The sequence below is a fragment of the Agathobaculum sp. LCP25S3_E8 genome (assembly GCF_052117165.1).
Classification (GTDB): domain Bacteria; phylum Bacillota; class Clostridia; order Oscillospirales; family Butyricicoccaceae; genus Agathobaculum.
In genome coordinates, this window is the sequence record NZ_JBQKJR010000015.1 from 23485 (window position 1) to 40452 (window position 16968).

17 protein-coding genes are annotated in these 16968 nt (G+C 54.2%); 14 read left to right on the forward strand and 3 right to left on the reverse strand.

The window, feature by feature from the left end; translation table 11 throughout:
- The first annotated feature begins 549 nt into the window (after window positions 1-549).
- From ACTQ34_RS07465 to ACTQ34_RS07475, 3 genes are all read left to right on the forward strand, one after another.
- Window positions 550-738 carry a hypothetical protein gene (locus ACTQ34_RS07465; protein WP_441363233.1) on the forward strand — a complete coding sequence of 63 codons (189 nt, stop codon included), beginning with the start codon at window positions 550-552 and terminating at the stop codon, window positions 736-738.
- 12 nt (window positions 739-750) lie between these two features.
- Window positions 751-1641 carry a DegV family protein gene (locus ACTQ34_RS07470; RefSeq protein WP_441363234.1) on the forward strand — a complete coding sequence of 297 codons (891 nt, stop codon included), beginning with the start codon at window positions 751-753 and terminating at the stop codon, window positions 1639-1641.
- Window positions 1642-1735: 94 nt separating this feature from the next.
- Window positions 1736-3547, forward strand: coding sequence for a polysaccharide deacetylase family protein (locus tag ACTQ34_RS07475; RefSeq protein ID WP_441363235.1), 1812 nt, complete (start codon window positions 1736-1738; stop codon window positions 3545-3547).
- A 133-nt stretch (window positions 3548-3680) separates the two neighbouring features.
- Here the strand turns inward: ACTQ34_RS07475 and ACTQ34_RS07480 are convergent, their stop codons facing one another.
- From ACTQ34_RS07480 to ACTQ34_RS07490, 3 genes are read right to left on the reverse strand one after another with little or no spacing between them, the layout of a single operon-like run.
- Entirely contained in the window at window positions 3681-5174 is a 1494-nt protein-coding gene (locus ACTQ34_RS07480) for a D-alanyl-D-alanine carboxypeptidase family protein (RefSeq protein WP_441363236.1), read from the reverse strand.
- Window positions 5164-5403: a hypothetical protein gene (locus tag ACTQ34_RS07485; RefSeq protein WP_441363237.1), complete on the reverse strand. Its 240-nt coding sequence runs from the start codon at window positions 5401-5403 to the stop codon at window positions 5164-5166. The genes ACTQ34_RS07480 and ACTQ34_RS07485 overlap by 11 nt, the downstream gene beginning before the upstream one ends.
- A 36-nt stretch (window positions 5404-5439) precedes the next feature.
- Complete coding sequence (locus ACTQ34_RS07490) at window positions 5440-6483, reverse strand: hypothetical protein (protein ID WP_441363238.1); 1044 nt, start codon at window positions 6481-6483, stop codon at window positions 5440-5442.
- Window positions 6484-6572: 89 nt separating this feature from the next.
- Between ACTQ34_RS07490 and ACTQ34_RS07495 the strand changes: the two genes are divergently transcribed.
- The 11 genes from ACTQ34_RS07495 to uvrC all read left to right on the forward strand — a co-directional run bounded on the left by ACTQ34_RS07495 (window position 6573) and on the right by uvrC (window position 16968).
- A complete protein-coding gene (locus ACTQ34_RS07495) occupies window positions 6573-6830 on the forward strand; it encodes a YabP/YqfC family sporulation protein (RefSeq protein ID WP_373164719.1) in 258 nt (85 codons plus the stop codon).
- Between the two features lie 18 nt (window positions 6831-6848).
- Complete coding sequence (locus tag ACTQ34_RS07500; RefSeq protein WP_441363239.1) at window positions 6849-8075, forward strand: sporulation protein YqfD; 1227 nt, start codon at window positions 6849-6851, stop codon at window positions 8073-8075.
- A gap of 84 nt (window positions 8076-8159) precedes the next feature.
- A complete protein-coding gene (locus ACTQ34_RS07505) occupies window positions 8160-9134 on the forward strand; it encodes a PhoH family protein (RefSeq protein ID WP_441363262.1) in 975 nt (324 codons plus the stop codon).
- A complete protein-coding gene (gene ybeY, locus ACTQ34_RS07510) occupies window positions 9131-9625 on the forward strand; it encodes an rRNA maturation RNase YbeY (RefSeq protein WP_441363240.1) in 495 nt (164 codons plus the stop codon). The genes ACTQ34_RS07505 and ybeY overlap by 4 nt, the downstream gene beginning before the upstream one ends.
- A 1-nt stretch (window position 9626) precedes the next feature.
- Window positions 9627-10094 (forward strand): diacylglycerol kinase, encoded by a 468-nt coding sequence (locus ACTQ34_RS07515; RefSeq protein WP_441363241.1) that lies wholly within the window; start codon window positions 9627-9629, stop codon window positions 10092-10094.
- Complete coding sequence (gene era / locus ACTQ34_RS07520) at window positions 10091-10987, forward strand: GTPase Era (protein WP_441363242.1); 897 nt, start codon at window positions 10091-10093, stop codon at window positions 10985-10987. Before ACTQ34_RS07515 ends, era begins: the two co-directional genes overlap by 4 nt.
- Complete coding sequence (gene recO, locus ACTQ34_RS07525; RefSeq protein ID WP_441363243.1) at window positions 10988-11749, forward strand: DNA repair protein RecO; 762 nt, start codon at window positions 10988-10990, stop codon at window positions 11747-11749.
- On the forward strand, window positions 11746-12171 hold the full coding sequence (locus ACTQ34_RS07530) for a hypothetical protein (protein ID WP_441363244.1): 426 nt from the start codon (window positions 11746-11748) through the stop codon (window positions 12169-12171). The genes recO and ACTQ34_RS07530 overlap by 4 nt, the downstream gene beginning before the upstream one ends.
- 24 nt (window positions 12172-12195) lie before the next feature.
- Window positions 12196-14589, forward strand: a complete 2394-nt coding sequence (locus tag ACTQ34_RS07535; RefSeq protein ID WP_441363245.1) for an endonuclease MutS2 — start codon at window positions 12196-12198, stop codon at window positions 14587-14589.
- Window positions 14590-14794: 205 nt separating this feature from the next.
- Entirely contained in the window at window positions 14795-15058 is a 264-nt protein-coding gene (locus ACTQ34_RS07540; protein WP_107632189.1) for an HPr family phosphocarrier protein, read from the forward strand.
- Window positions 15059-15144: 86 nt separating this feature from the next.
- Entirely contained in the window at window positions 15145-16968 is a 1824-nt protein-coding gene (gene uvrC, locus ACTQ34_RS07545; protein WP_441363246.1) for an excinuclease ABC subunit UvrC, read from the forward strand.

Below are 16968 nucleotides of genomic sequence, written 5' to 3' on the forward strand. Positions count from 1 at the left end.
GTCCTATGGCACAGCCATCAGTCATGCAGCCAACAGCCCGAGCTTTACCATCAATCAGCCGGGTGTTTATAACCTTGCATTTAATGGTGGTTTTGCACCTGCGAAAAGCGTCAGCTTCCCACTCAATCTGAGTACAGTTGCTCAGCTCAACGGTATGAGTTTGCCGGGGGCTGCGGCACAACACAATTTTACTAACACAAACGATGTCGTGAATCTGGCATTTACTGTGCCGTTTACGGTTTCTTCCGCTCCGGCAACGCTGCAAGTGGTTAGTACGGCGAATGGCTTTTTGTACAGCAATATTTCCGCAACCGTGACCAGAAACGGCAGCATACCGAGCTGAAAACATGTCAGTTGATGCAAACGTCTGTCGATTACAAGACCCAGCCGATTAAACGGCTGGGTCTTGTGTTACTTTTATAAATAAAAATGCTGAAAAAGCTCGAATTTATTCTAAAATGGGAATAAATAGGTTCGACTTCCTGCACGAGATATGCTATACTATACGTGTTCCATAAGCTCGACTGAATAGTGAAGAAGGGAAATGGCATGACAATTTTAACCTGCGAATGCGGAAATGAAATTTATATTATGGATGAAACCGAGGCTACGGCATGGCAGTGTGATGCATGCGGGCAATGGTATGATTTTTTTGGTGTGAAAGTAGCGCCGCCCGGGCAAAATGAACCCAAGCCCTCGCCGCACCTAATTAACTGGAGCGCGGGGGAAGATTTGTAAAAGGTGAAAGAAATGATAAATAAACAAAAAATTGCGCTGCTGACGGATTCTTGTGCGGATATTCCGCAGACACTGGTGCGTCGGTACGATATCTATGTCGTTCCGCTAAAACTGATTTTTTCGGACGGTGAATATGCGGATGGTGTGGATATTACTCCGACCGAGGTCTATCGCAGACTGCCGCAGGAAATTCCCAAAACGACGCTGCCGGGCGGGGATATGGTAGAACAGGCATACGCACGTATCAAACAGGCAGGATATACCAAGGTGTTGGCGATTAACCTGTCCGGCGGTCTGAGCGGTACCGGCAATTTGGTGCGTCTGATCGGGGAGCAGACTGTCGGGCTTGAGGTTGCGGCATTTGATACGCTGAGCGGTTCTCTGGGTATTGGAATGACGGTAATACAAGCGGCGCGTTGGATCGAAGAGGGGTGGTCTTGGAGTGAACTGCTGCGTGCCATACCTGCGTTGATGCGGGATACGCATGTGTTTTTTTGTGTGGATACGTTGGAATATTTGCGAAAGGGCGGACGCATCGGAAAAATTGCGGCTGTGGCAGGAACGCTTTTGCAAATCAAACCCATTATTTCCTTTGCGCCGGATGGGGAGTTGACCAGCGTTGCCAAAATTCGCGGACATAAGGCTGCGATGCAGAAAATGGTGCAGCTGGCGACCGCACTGGTGCCGCGCGGCGTACCGTTCAATTTAGCGGTGGCACACGGAGATGCACCGGCAGAACTCAAGGAAATACGAGAGATGGCGCAGAAAAGCCTGCCCGACTACCTGCATTTGATGGAGGGGGAAATCGATTGCACGTTGGGGGCGTATGTGGGGCCGCACCTGCTGGGCGTTGGCGTGCAGATGCTGACCGAAGCACTTTCTGCTGCAGGCAAAGAAAATTAACGGTACTGTAACTTTTGTATTCTGGTTTTAATGCTATAATAGACCAATAGAGAACATATATAATCAACAATAGGTAGGAAGGAATGAACGGAAAATGACATATCAATCGGCGTACCGGACGACTTACCGGCGCCACAGACACCGTCGCCGTAACAGCCACTATGGTGTGTTGATCGCACTGATTCTGGTGATAATTGTTGCGGTTCCGGTTGCGTTTCACGTTGTGAAAGGAGTATCCAGTGCGATTTTTGGTGGGGATCGGAATCAGCTGGTATACCAAGTTGACAATGCGCGTGCATTTACAGATGGTAAAATAGTCGATCTGGGCAATGCGACGCCGTATCGGGACAGCAATGGAAACGTTTTTGTGTCGGTAAAATCGTTGTGCGAGAATCTGGGACTTGAATTGTCCTGGGAGGAAAGCAGCAAAACCTCTGTGCTTACGGATCAGAAGGATACGCTGCGTGTACAAGTGAACAGTAAAACCGCGCAGTTGAATGAAGAAACAAAGACCATGTCGACTGCGCCCGTGATGAAAGACGGGACAGTCTATGTGCCAGTGCACGATATCTGCCAGTTGTTCTCCTGGCAGGTAGGTGAGTTGGGCGCAGATATGGGTGATTTGGTTGTGATTTCGCAATCCAAAAAAACGTTGGATGATGAAAAGCTGGGCAAGATTGCGGATGAAGCGCTGTCTGAGCTTGGACCGTCCGAGGCACAGCTTGCATCTGACAGCGTACTCATGCGCACGGATTCGGATAAGCTGCAGTATCAAGGTGAGGTCCGGCAGATGAAGGAAGCGGGCCAGTCTCGCAGTGCAGCCGTAGTAGAGCGGGATGGACTGCAATATGTGCCGCTCAGCGCAGCGATCACCACACTGGGTGGAACGGCTTCTTTCGACGGGGATCGCGAATGGACGGTAGAGTATAACGGCATTCAATCGACGGTACACGAGGACGGTAAAACCAAGGTGAATGGAGACCGTGTGCGCGGCGACGATATCAGTGCTTTTACAGATGGAGACAGCGGAAGATTTTATGTATCTGCGCCGTTGTTTGCTGCAGTAATCGGCAAAGAGTATACAGCGCTGGATGATGGATCGTTTGCTTTTGCCGTTACCTCGCTGGATGGCTTTGACAGCCAGAAGGCTTATCTGTCCGGTCAGACGAGCGGATTGACGCAGGCGGTCAATGTGAATGTGCCGGATGCAGACGTGTATATCGCGTTGACGTTCGACGATGGACCGACCGGTGCAATCAATGGCTATCCGAACGGACTGACGGCATATTTGCTGGACGGCCTGAAGGAACGCGGTGCGCATGCGACCTTCTTTATGGTCGGTGACCGTGTCAATATGTTCAGCAGCACGCTGCCGAGACTGGTGTCCGAAGGACATGAGCTAGGCAACCACACAATGACGCATCCGATGCAGCATTTGACCGGACTGAAGAAAGATGGCATTCAGAAGGAAATTACCTCCGCAACGAGTACCATCACAGAGAAGGCAGGACAACCGCCTACGGTATTGCGTCCGGTTGGCGGCGGTGTGAACAGCGATGTTAAGGCCGTTGCTAAGGAACTGGGGCTGCCAATTATCAACTGGAATGTAGATACACAGGATTGGAAAAACCGCAATAAGCAGAGCGTACACGATGCGATTGTGAATGCGGCGGATGGCTCAGTGGTTCTGATGCACGACCTGTACCCGACTTCGGTGGAGGGTGCGTTGTCGGCCATTGATGACCTACAAAAACGCACAGATAAAACCTATGCGTTTGTTACGGTTTCCGAACTTGCGGCAATCAAGGGCATTACGCTGGAGCCGGGTGTTGTGTATAACGGTTTGACTGACAAGGTTGCGCAGCAGATTGCAGACGGCACATATGCGCCGACGGAATTTACCTGATCGCAAAGTTTTAGTCAAAAGCAATTTCAGCCACCAGTACGGTGTCACGCCATACTGGTGGCTTTGTTTGTAAAAAAACAGGCAGATGCTCTAGCATCTGCCTGTTTTTTTATGATGTTATTGGAGTCATCTATTATCTGCGGCGTCTGCGCTGGAAATTGGTGTTTTCATACCGAGAACGCAGATTCTTGCGTTGTTTGCGGCGGCGTATACCACCAAAAGTCAGATTGAACAGAATATATAATACGACAAATACGGCCAGTACAATCAAGATGACCTTAAATACGGTGCTTTGGAAGAAGTTGCTCAGTTTATCGGCGTAATAGAGTACGGGACTCATTTCCACATCGCTGAGCGCCACCAGCTCGACCGTGCCGTAGTCCATACCGTTATAGGAATAGGTGACGCTGCCAATCACATCGCCTGCTTTAATTGGGGCATCCACGCTTTCCGGTGCGGTAATGACAGGGTCTTGGGTGAGCGCTTCAATATCCAAATCCTTGGGAACAAGAGAAACCAAATCGTTTTTGGCTGTCAGTACCAGCTTGTCCGTATCGGTGGATAGTTCCACTTTAATCTGTTTGATGGTATCGCCTTGCTTGACGAGTGTTTTGGAGATAAAGTTTTCAAAGCCCCATTTGCATAAAGCGGAAGTATCGGTAAAGCTGGCTGCAATTTCAGGATATTCAGCCGACTGGTCATCACAGCCCATGACCACGGAATACAGCTTGGCGTCGCCATACTCTGCATAGCCGACGAAGCAGTTACCCGCCTGCGAGGTATGGCCGGTTTTGATGCCCTGACAGTATGGATAAGCATAGGGAGCATACGAACTGAAAATCAGCATGTTGGTCGTGTAGATTTTACGCTCCTCGTGCATATTGGTTTTTGACATCATGTGCTGTACGGTGTTAACGATATTGGCAAAGGTTTCGTCCTTCATGGCCTCATAGGCAATTTTGTAGAGGTCGCGTGAGGTGGAGTAGTGGTCGTCCTCGTGCAGGCCGCAGGGGTTAGAAAAGTGGGTACCTGTGCAGCCAAGTTCAGCAGCGCGTTCGTTCATCATATTGACGAAATTTTCATAGGTCCCGCCGACGTGACGAGCGAGCATATAGGCGGCCTCATTGGCTGAGGGAAGCATGAGCGCGTACAGCAGGTCTTTGACCGTGACTTGTTCGCCTTGTTTGATGCCTGCGTTTGAGCTGTCTGCGGTGACATTTTCAAAGTCAGAGGCTTCGGCGGTAACTGTCTCATTCAGGTCGGTCACGTTTTCCAGTGTGAGCAGTGCCGTCATGATTTTGGTGGTCGAGGCCGGGTAACGACGCTCGTCCGCATTTTTTTCGTACAGTACCATGCCGGAGTCCGGGCTGATGAGCAGCGCCGCTTCAGCATTAAGCGTGGGCGCGCCGGGTGCAGCGGCAATGATGTTTGTGTTATCCGCTTGGCTGGTGCTATCCGTGTTTTCTGTGTCCGTGCTTTCGGTATCGCTGCCAGTATCTGTGGAATCGGAAACCGTGTCCTCATCTTCAGGTGCGGCAAAGGCTTGCGGCAGAGGGACGGCAGAAATCAATAAAATGAAGCACAGGGCAAGTGCTGCGAGTCGGTTTCGTAGTATATTATTTTTCATTGCTATCCCCCAGTGAGAAGTCAGCGTCGGTGAAATGGCCGCGCAGAGCCGCAGGCTTGGGCGGCACACGGCGCAGGGGGTCGTATCGGAACGCACGGCAGTGATCCGTGCCGTCTACCACACCGCGGCGGCGGCACGCAATGCGCTGACCATCAGCCAGTGGTGTGCCATGAGCACAATAAGTACAGCGTGGTTCAATATTTTTGCGCAGCAGCTTTTTCAGCTTCATGCGTCAGATCACTCCAATCCAATGTTCTGTGACCCATTATATCTTATTTTTCGCTTTTTTTCCAGACCAAATTGTAAACAACATGAAAAGCAATATCAGGAAGAAAGCTGGGTAGTGACGCTGCTGCAGTGCATTGTCCACCGGTGCGAAAGCCGGAAGTGCGGTAGGAGAAATGCGTGTCAGCAATGCGGTGAAAGCGGCTGCCATGGCGCCGTGCAGCAGTTTGCTGGCTGCAAAACCATCCATGGGCAGACCGGCGGGTTCAGCCAATGCACGCGCCTGAAACTGTACGGCCAGTCCGCCGAAGCCCAGCAGGAAGGAGACGAGCGTCAGCTTCACGCCGTCAGGAAACGGCAATGCGCGAAGTGCATCCAGACCGGAGGTCAGCTCCAGCATACCGGAGAGTGCATTACTGTAAGGAAGATGCGATAAAACAGGCTGCACCAGATGCAGAAATACACAAAAGACGGTCAGAAAGGCGGTGACGGTCAGGGCGGTGGCAGCGGCCTGCTGTACCGCAGCGCAAAAAATGGCGGAAAAGCTCTGGCATGGCGTGACGCCCGATGTATGTGGCGCGGCATCTTCCGCCGTGAACTGTGCTGGACGCGCAACAAGAAGGCCGGTCAACAGTGCGGTGAGTATGTGGATGCCGTACAGCACTGCACCCGTCCGTGCGCTGCCGAAAATACCGAGACCCGCCAGACCGATGCAAAAGCCCGGACTGGCGCAGTTGCAGAAGCTGTTGACCCGCGCTGCGGTATCGCGGGAAAGCGCGCCCTGCCGCAGCAAATCGACCGTGGTTGCCGTTCCAACCGGATAACCGCCGGTCAGTCCGAGAATGACGGCAGTCGCAGCAGAAGGCGGCAGATGGTACAGCTGTGCAAGCGGACGTGCGGCGGGACGGGTGAGCGTTTGCGCCAGTCCGCTGCGTACCAGCAGACCGCTTGCCAGGAAAAAAGGAAACAGCGCGGGCAGCGCCTGTCCGGCGGCCAGTGAAAGACCGTCACGCACGCCGTCGGCACAGGCGGCGGGAAACAGCAGGAATGCCGCAAATAAAGCGAGGGATAAAAAGAGTTTCATGCACGCACCTCCGATGCATCAGGATATGCAGCGCTGTCAAGTTTGATGCTGTGGGCGCATACAATAGCCCGAACGGAGGAGGGACGCACATGGCGCATGAGGGGTTAGGCGAGCTGATCGACGATCTGCATGGATTCCGGCCACGCGTGGAAATCATCGGCAACAGCCGGGTGGTGGTGGAGAATCATCGCGGCATTCAGGAATATGAGCAAGGGCTGCTGCGGGTCAAATGCAGCGGCTGCGAGGTGCGTATCGTGGGAGCGGGGCTGGAGCTGACGGCGCTTTCACTTGACGAACTGGCGGTTACCGGGACGATCGTTTCGGTGGAGTATACGACGGCGGGATGACGGAAAGGGGATGAAATTATGCTTGCGCGGCTCTGGCGTCTGGCGCGCGGACAGGTGCGCGTGCGTGTGACGGGTGCAAGCCTGCCGCGCTTTCTCAATCTGTGCGCCGAGAAAGGTCTAATGCTGCGGCGGATGGAGCGCACCGCGTGGGATGAAATGTATGCTACGCTGTCGCTTGCAGATTTTCGTGCCTTGCGGCGGTATATGGGGCGTACGGGCTGCCGAGTGCATATAGAACAGCGGCGCGGCATGCCGTTTTGGGCGGCGCGCTTACGGCCGCGCACCGCGCTGTGGGGCGGTCTGGTGCTGCTTATGTTGCTTTGCTGGGTGCTGTGCGCCCATATCTGGTCGATTGAGGCGCATATTGACCCCGTGCTGGATGAGGCGGAGGTGATGCAGCAGCTGGAAGAGTTGGGGGTGCATATCGGTGCGCGCATCAGCTCGCTGGACACGCGCAGTATCCGTTGGACCATGCTCGGCATGCAGCCGAATATGACATTTTTGTCGCTCAATTTTCGTGGAAACAGCCTGACCATTGAGGCGTACGGTGTGACGCCGCCCGAGGAAAAGATTGACCAGAATGCGATTGTCAAGGTCGTTGCTGCGCGGGAAGGCGTCATCAAAAGTGTGAAGGCGCTGGAAGGACAGCCGATGGTGCAGGCGGGCGATGCGGTCGAAACGGGCGATACACTTATCAGCGGTCTGGTCGCGCCGACCCGTGAGGATGGGAATTATCACTTAACGCATGCACGCGGCGAGGTAGAGGCATATACGGTGCATCATGTGACGGCAGCGCGCGCGCTGGAAACCGAGAACAAAGTATACACGGGTAAGGTGCGGCGGCAGTATGCGCTGGTTTTGGGAAATCACCGGTTAAATTTATATATTGGGAGTGGAATTGACGGGGGAACCTGTGATAAAATAATAGAAACCAGAACACTGCGCCTGTCGGACAGCGTGGTGTTCCCGGTGTCGCTGGTCGTGCAGACCTATGTGTTTTACGAGCGTGAGCCGCAAACTGCCACAGTGGAAGAGTTACGTGTCGAGATGCTTTCTCGTGCGTTGGAGGAGATTGCTTCCGGTATGGACGGTTCGGTCACAGAGCACAGCGAAACGCTCACGGAACAGGACGGCGCGGCGGTGCTGGAGATGACGGTACACGCAGTCGAGCAGATTGGTGTTGAGGCGGTTGATGACAGCACGATTCCGGAAAAACCGCCGTCTGAGGACGAGACTGCGCCATAGCACACAGCGACAGACGGAGAGAACAAAGAAAGCAAGGTGCAAACCATAGAAAAGACAATACAGGTAGAGAGAACCGAACTGCTGATGTCGGTTTTCGGTGCGTTTGACGAGAATATCAAGCTGATTGAGCGGGAATTGGGCGTTTCAGTTATTAGTCGAGGAACTGAGCTGAAGGTTTCGGGCGAGGTGGCGGATGTGGAGACGGCATCGCATACCATTGAGGCGCTGGTCTCTATGGCGGCGCGCGGGGACGCGATTGGCACACAGACCGTGCAGTACGTCATTGGACTGGCACGCGATGGCCGTGAGGCTGAGGTGCACACCATGAGCCGTGATGTGCTGTGCATCACGGCCAAGGGTAAGCCGATTAAAGCCAAAACCCTTGGCCAGAAACGGTATATGGAAGCGATTCGTAAAAATACCATCGTCATGGGTGTCGGCCCTGCGGGTACGGGCAAGACCTATCTTGCCGTGGCCGCAGCGGTCGCGGCCTTCCGGGACAAGCAGGTGTCCCGCATTATTCTGACACGTCCTGCGGTTGAGGCGGGCGAAAAGCTGGGCTTCCTGCCCGGCGACCTGCAAAGCAAGGTTGATCCCTACCTTCGTCCGTTGTACGACGGCCTGTTTGATATGCTCGGTGCGGAAAACTTCGCCAAGTATCAGGAGCGCGGTTCAATCGAGGTGGCGCCGCTGGCCTATATGCGCGGCCGCACATTGGATGACAGTTTCATTATTCTGGACGAAGCGCAGAACACGACGCCCGAGCAAATGAAAATGTTCCTGACTCGCCTCGGGTTTGGTTCGCAGGCGGTTATCACGGGCGATATTACGCAGATTGACCTGCCGGACGGTAAGCAGTCCGGCTTGAAAGAAGCGCTGCGTGTACTCGACGGGGTAGAGGGTATCGCGCAATGCTATCTGACCGAAAAGGACGTCGTGCGGCATGAACTGGTGCAGCGTATCGTCAAGGCGTATGCCGATTACGAGGGCAAAAAAGGGAAAAGCAGGACGCAGGACAGCAAACATCCGGCTTTTCGCCGAAAAGGGGAGAAACGATGAGCCATCAGATCAATATCGGCTTTGAAACCGAAGTGGAGGACGCGCAGGCGGTAGATGAACTCATTCGCACCTGTGCAAAACGCGTACTCGAAAGCGAGGACGTGCCGTTTGATGCGGAAATCGACGTGACCGTCGTAGATGCCGACGAGATTCGGCGGCTCAACGCGGAATATCGGGACAAAGATGCGGTAACCGATGTGCTGTCCTTCCCGATGTATGATTTTTTTAACGGCATGCCGCAGGAGGAACTAGAGGTTGAGCCTGACTCGGGATGTGTGATGCTGGGCGATATGATTCTGTGCTACACACGCGCGGTGGAGCAGGCCGCGCAGTTTGGTCATTCGCCGGCACGCGAGTGCGGATATCTGACGACCCATTCCGTGCTGCACCTGCTGGGTTACGATCATGAGCGCAACGACGAGGACACACGCCTGATGCGCGCCAAGGAGGAGGACAACCTTACCTTCCTCGGCCTGACCAGAGAGAACTGATATGGGAAAGAACATCCGAAAACTGCATGAGAGCTTTCAGCACGCGCTGCGCGGACTGGGGCTGTGCATTCATGGGGAGCGCAACTTCCGCGTGCACATGGTCACGGCCTTTTATGTGACGGTTTTTGCACTGATGGGTCGCGCAAGTGCAGCGGAGGCGGCGATTTTATGCATCTGCTTTGGCCTGACCATGGGTGCGGAGCTGATGAACACCACCATTGAGCGGTTATGCGACCGGCAGGCCAGCGGATACGATGGCTTTGTCCGCAATGCCAAGGACATTGCCGCAGCGGGTGTATTCGTGTGCGCCGCGGCGTGTGCAGCGGTAGGCGTATGCATTTTTATCGGCGAAGGTGTGCTGTGGACGGCCGCACAGTTTCTAATCGCGCATCTTTGGGCGTTGATGGTGCTGCTGGTGACAGTACCGGCTGCACTTTGGTTTATATTTTATTATGGGAGAATACAATGATCAAGATTACGAAAACTGCGGTCGTCTCGGTGGTCGGCCGCCCGAATGTCGGCAAATCCACGCTGACCAATAAGCTGGTGGGGCAGAAGGTTGCCATCGTTTCCAGTAAACCGCAGACCACACGCACCCGTATTACAGGTGTGCTCAGCCGCGGGGATACGCAGTATGTCTTTCTGGATACGCCCGGTCTGCATAAGCCGCGCTCTCGTCTGGGCGATTACATGTGTAAGGTTGTGACCGATACCGTGTCCGAAGTGGACGTGGCGGCGCTTGTGGTTGAGCCGATCGCGAACATCGGCCCGGCGGAGGAGAGCCTTATCCAGCAGATTAAGCAGCATCATATGCCGTCCATTCTGGTCATCAATAAGATCGACACGGTCAAAAAGGAAGAGCTGCTCGCGGTTATTGCCAAGTATGCCGAGGCGCATGATTTTGATGCTGTTGTGCCGGTATCGGCGCGCACAGGTGAGGGACTGAATGATTTTCTGTCCGAGGTGGACAAATATGCCATCGAAGGTCCGCAGCTGTTTCCGGAGGATATGGTATCCGACCAGCCGGAGCGGCAGCTTGTGGCTGAAATTGTGCGTGAGAAAATGCTGCGTTTGCTTGACCGAGAGGTGCCGCACGGTGTTGCCGTCGGTATCGAGCGTTGGCACGAGCGTGAGGACGGTTTGATCGAGATTAACGCGGTTATTTACTGTGAAAAGAACAGTCACAAGGGGATTATCATCGGCAAGCAGGGCGCTATGCTCAAAGAGATTGGTCGTCAGGCCCGCGCAGATATCGAGCGCATGTTGGATGCGAAAGTGTTCCTTGAGTTGTGGGTCAAGGTTAAGGAAGGCTGGCGCAACAATCAGTACCAGATGCGCAATTTCGGCTACGAGGATCAGTAAATGGCAGAGGTCAGGCTGCGCGCGCTCATTTTGCGCGAGGTGGACTTCGGTGATTTTGATCGTTATCTGACTGTGCTGACCGAATACGGCCGCAAGAGCGAAATTCTGTATAAAAATGCGCGGCGGGGCAAAAAACAGAACCCTGCCGCGCGGCAGTTTTGTTATTCCGAGTTGATTCTGTCCGAGCGGGGAGGGAAATACGCGCTGCGCGACGCCGATTTGGTGCATTCGTTTTTCTTGCTTGCGCAAGATATTGAGCGGTATGCGCTTGCCTGCTATCTGGCGGAGGTTGCCGGTGCGGTGACCGGGCCGGATGAGGATAGTCCCGCGGTGTGTCGCTTGCTGCTGCACGCATTGTATGCGCTCGAGGGTCAAAAACGCGATCCCACGCTGGTCAAGGCCGCGTTTGAGTGGCGTGTGCTGGCGGAGAGCGGATATGCGCCTGACTTTACCGAGTGCGGCGTGTGTGGACAGCCGATCGAGCAGTCGCCTGTGTGTTTTTCCGTGCGTGCGGGTACGGCGGCGGATGACAAGTGCGCCGCGCGCGTCGGTGGGTATGAACGGCTTGCGGACGGGACGCTGCGTGCAATTTTGCATGTTCTGTCGTCAGAGCCGCAGAAAGCGTATGCTTTTTCACTTACTGGTCCGGCACGTGAACAGTTTTGTCGTATGGCGGAAGCATATGTGCAGTACCACCTTGGCCGCGGGTTTGATAGTTTGGCCTTTTATCGTTCACTCCAGCCAAAAGAGAAAAAACCATGATTGGAATAAAGAATATGTTGGTAAAGCAGACCTCTTTGCGTTTTTCGATATATGTGCAGTGCGTGCTCGATGGCATCGCGGCGGCAGTCTTTCTGTTTAGCTGGCTTGCAAGCATAAAACCGTATATTGTCATACTGGGGTTGATGCTGCTTTCGTTGGCCAACACGTTTCTGTGCGGCCATTATCTGCTGCGCGACTTCAAGCAGTATCTGCCGAATGAGGAGTATCAGCGTCTTGCCGCGCGATATTTTCCTTATGGCAGCCATTGGCTGTGGGTACTGCTGCAATACAGGCAGCTTCGCGGTATGACCGGCGAAACGGGTCGCTCGATTCTGCGTATTTGGCTGGGGACAATCGGGTTAATTGCCGGCTCGATGCTGGGGATTTATCTGCTGTTTCTGCTGCTGTTTTTTCTGTTGTGAAACCTTGCTTTTGGAGAGGAAGCTATGAATAAATTAGGTGAAAAATCCTTAAAAACACTGGAATACTATGAAATCTTAGAGCGTCTCGCGGCTCAGGCCGCATCGGATGCGGCGAAAGAGAAATGCCGCGCGCTGCGGCCGCTGGATGACCATGAGCAGGCGCAGATTTGGATGGACCAGACGACAGATGCGAAAAACCGCATGGTGCGGCACGGTAGTCCGTCCTTCGGTGGCATCCGCGAAGTTGGCGCGATTTTGCAGCGCGCCGACCGTGGCGGCACGCTCAACCCACGTGAGTTGCTCGATGTTGCGAGTCTGTTGCAAACTGCGCGCCGCGCGTTGGTATATGATGCGGAACAGGAGGAAAAGACCGCGCTGACACCGATTTTCGGCCTGCTGTCCGGCAATCGAATGCTGGAGGAAGCGATTACGACCGCAATCGTATCCGAGGAGGAGATTGCGGACGGCGCATCCCCTGAATTGCTGTCTATCCGTCGCGAACTGCGGCGCATTTCAGGCAAGGTGCGAGAGACGCTTAACCGTCTGATTTCGGGTGAACGGTCGAAATATTTGCAGGAAACTATCATCACCCAGCGAAACGGGCGTTTTGTTGTTCCTGTCAAGGCAGAGCATCGCGGCGATATCCCGGGTTTGGTACACGATACTTCTTCCACTGGCGCGACTGTGTTCGTCGAGCCGCAGCAGGTGGTTGAAATCAATAATCAGATTAAGGTGCTTGAAGGCCGCGAGGAGGCCGAGATTGAGCGTATCCTCGCAGAGCTGTCCAGCGAGGTGGCGGGGTACAAAAACGCGATTGAGCAGGATTTTGATGCGCTGGTATCGCTTGACTTTGTGTTTGCGCGGGCAAAGCTGTCATTTGAGATGAATGCAGCTCCGCCGGTGCTTGCAGAAGGAAACGGCCGCTGCCGTTTGCTGCGTGCACGGCATCCGCTGCTCGATAAGGGCAAGGCGGTGCCGATTGACATTGCTATTGGCGGCGAGTATGACACGCTGGTTATCACCGGTCCGAACACGGGTGGCAAAACCGTGTCGCTCAAGACACTGGGACTACTATCGCTCATGGCGGCTTCCGGTCTGCATATTCCGGCAAATGAGCAATCCGAGATTGCGCTGTTTGAGCATGTTTATGCGGATATTGGCGATGAACAGAGTATCGAACAGTCGTTGTCCACCTTCTCTGCGCATATGAAAACCATTGTGTCCATCATGGATTGCTGCGGGCAGGGCGATTTGGTGCTGTTTGATGAGTTAGGCGCAGGTACCGACCCGGTCGAGGGTGCGGCCCTTGCCGTTGCGGTCATCGGCTACGCGCGCCAGATGGGCGCGTGTGTGGCGGCGACGACGCACTATGCGGAGCTGAAGACCTTTGCATTGACGACCGACGGTGTGGAAAACGCCTCGTGCGAATTTAATGTGCAGTCCTTACAGCCGACCTATCGGTTGCTGACCGGTATTCCCGGCAAATCCAATGCGTTTGCCATTGCCGCGCGGTTGGGGCTGCAGCCGACCATCATTGAGCGGGCGAAGGAGCAGGTTTCGACCGAGGACGCGCGCTTTGAGGATGTGCTGGCGGAGTTGGAACGTGAGCGCCGCCGCGTCGAACAGATGCGGGATGAAGCTGCCAAAATGCGTTCGATGGCACAGTCTGAGCGTGATAAGATGCGCGCGGAGCGCGACGCGGCCGAACAGCGCGCGGATAAGCTGCTGGAAAGCGCGCGCAGTCAGGCTGATCGCATTCTCAAGGATGCGCGCATGACAGCGGAAACCGTATTTGACGAGCTGGAAGACTTGAAAAAGAAGTCGCAGAAGAAAAACGCAGACCAGAATCTTGCTGCGGCCAAGGCGGCGCTGCGTGGCGTCATTACGCAGACCGAGAACGAACAGCGCCGCGGTGTGCAGAAGCGTGTGGTCGAGGCCAATGAGCAGCGTCCTGTTAAAAAGGGTGATCGTGTACGGCTGCTGAATGTCGGCGGTGTGTTGGCGGATGTGCTGGCACCTGCGGACAAGAGCGGCAATGTGCAGGTGCAGGCCGGACCGATGAAAATGACGGTCAAGGAAAATGAGCTTCGATTGGTGGAGGAAAACAAACCCGCGAAAAAGCCTGCACCGCAGCCACGTCGCAGCGCACCTGCGCGGGAGCTGAACCTGCGTTCGGCGGCCAGCGAAGTCGATGTGCGTGGTATGAGCGCGGAGGAAGCGCTGTTCGAAGTCGATAATTTTCTGTCCCGTGCAATCATGGCGGGACTGCCTTCGGTGACGGTTATTCATGGCAAGGGAACGGGTGTGTTGCGAAACGCCGTACAGCAACATCTGCGGAGTAATAAGCGGGTCAAAAGCGTGCGCAGCGGTGTATACGGCGAAGGCGAGCAGGGCGTGACCATTGTAGAGCTTCGGTGAAATCGGTTTCGGCAGATGCGTAAAAATTTGAACATCCTTTCGCGTAAAACTGTCATACAGGGCAAAATGCCATATATTTTGACGGAATGCAAGAAAAATTTCATCAAAAACGCAAATGGCGCAAGGGGAAAAGGGCCTTGACGAAATCGACAAAAGAGGATAGACTATATATATCGGATTTGAAGAAATAGGAGCGATGCAGATTATGTATTCGAAAGAGGTACAGGTTACCAATCAGGTAGGCTTATATGCCCGTCCCGCAACTTTTTTTATTCAGAAGGCAAATGAGTTCAAGTCGACGATTCTGGTAGAGAAGGAAGAGCGCCGCGTCAATGCGAAGAGCTTGCTCGGCATTCTGTCCCTGGGCATCACCAAGGGCACTACCATCAACCTGATCGCGGACGGCCCGGACGAGGAAGAGGCTGTTTCTGCTTTGGTTGAGCTGATTACGTCCAATTTTACTGACTAAGTTATCGCATCCTGAGAAAAAGCGCCGAATTACTCGGCGCTTTTTTTATCGGAGGAGTTGGCAGCGAAAAAAGGAGGCGGTTTACCGTGACAAGAGAACAACTCAAGGAGCGTGTGCGCCGTCTGCCGATGCAGCCGGGCGTGTATCTGCACAAGGATAAAACCGGCAAGGTGATCTATGTCGGCAAGGCAAAGCTGCTTCGCAATCGCGTATCCAATTACTTTCAGCCGCCCGAGCGGCTTAACGCCAAAACCAGACAGTTGGTCAGTCACATTGATGATTTCGATATCATCGTGACCGAAAGCGAGTTTGAAGCGCTGGTTTTGGAAAACTCAATGATTAAAAAGTACAAGCCCAAGTATAACATCCTCTTGAAGGATGACAAGGGCTATCCTTATGTTCGGCTGAATACGGATGCACCTTATCCGGCGTTTACCGTTGTTTCCCGTCCGGGGCATGACGGCGCACGCTATTTCGGCCCCTATCCGGGGCGTGTAGCGGCACGTCGCGCGATTGATACGATTAGTGAAGCGTTGCTGCTCAAAACCTGTTCGAGAGTTTTCCCGCGTGATATCGGCAAAGACCGCCCGTGCCTCAATCTGCATTTGGGGCGCTGCTGTGCGCCCTGTACGGGCAAGGTCAGCCCGGAGGAATACCATGCGCTAATCCAGCAGGCGATTGCATTGTTTGAGGGCAATGCAAAGCAGCTGGAAAAAGACTTGACTGAAAAGATGAACGAAGCGGCGGAGGAACTGCAGTTTGAGCGTGCGGCAATGCTGCGCGACCGGCTGCGTGCGGTACAAAAGCTAGGCACGCGGCAGCATGTTGTCGCGGGCGCGTTTGCTGAATTGGATGTGATTGCATTTGTGCAGGGCCAGACGCGCGCGTGTGTGTGCGTGCTGCACTATGCGGGCGGCGCTTTGCAGGATAAGGAATATACGCTGTTCCACTTGACCGGAAGCGACCCGGCTGAAGTGTTGTCCTCTTTCGTCAAGCAATACTATGCGCAGCGCGGCACCGTGCCCAAAACCGTATTGCTTTCGCATGAAATTGAGGAGCAGGACGCGGTGGGGGAATATCTGTCGTCAATCGCGGAGCGTAAGGTCGAACTTGCGGTGCCACAGCGCGGCGAACGCCGTGTACTGACGAGGATGGCGGAAAAAAATGCGCGCGAGGAGATTGAACGGCGCGAAAAACAGTCGGAAAGACGGCATAAATCGCTGGAATTGCTGCAAAACGTAACAGGTATGCTGGCGCTTCCTTTGCGGCTGGAAGCGTATGATATATCCAACTTCGCCGGACAGGATACCGTCGGTTCGATGGTTGTGTTCGTAGAAGGACAACCGAAAAAGAGCGCCTATCGCAAGTTTAAGATTGCCTGCGCCGCGAATGGACAGGATGACTATGCCTCCATGCGGGAAATGCTGACGCGCCGCGTACAGCGGTACGTGGACGGGGATGAGAAATTCACCCCACTGCCGAATGCGTTCCTAATTGACGGCGGTCTGGGACATGTCCGCATATGCAAAGAGGTGCTCGATTCGTTTGGTTTGCAAACGCCGTGCTTCGGCATGGTAAAAGATGATAAGCATCGCACGCGCGCGTTGGTGGCGCCGGACGGACGTGAATTCGGTATCTCGGCTACACCTGCACTGTTTGCGCTGATTGGGCGTATTCAGGAGGAAGTACACCGCTTTGCCATTGAGTACAACCGTAAGCTGGGCGGTAAAAAGGTGCGCGGTTCGACGTTGGATAAAATTCCGGGCGTGGGTGATAAGCGTCGTGCAGAGTTGCTGCGGCATTTCGGCAGTATTGATAATATCCGCAAAGCAAGCGAACAGGAGCTGGCGCGGATTTTGCCGCGCAATGCTGCGCAGGCGGTATTCGATTATTTCCACAAGGAGGACTGA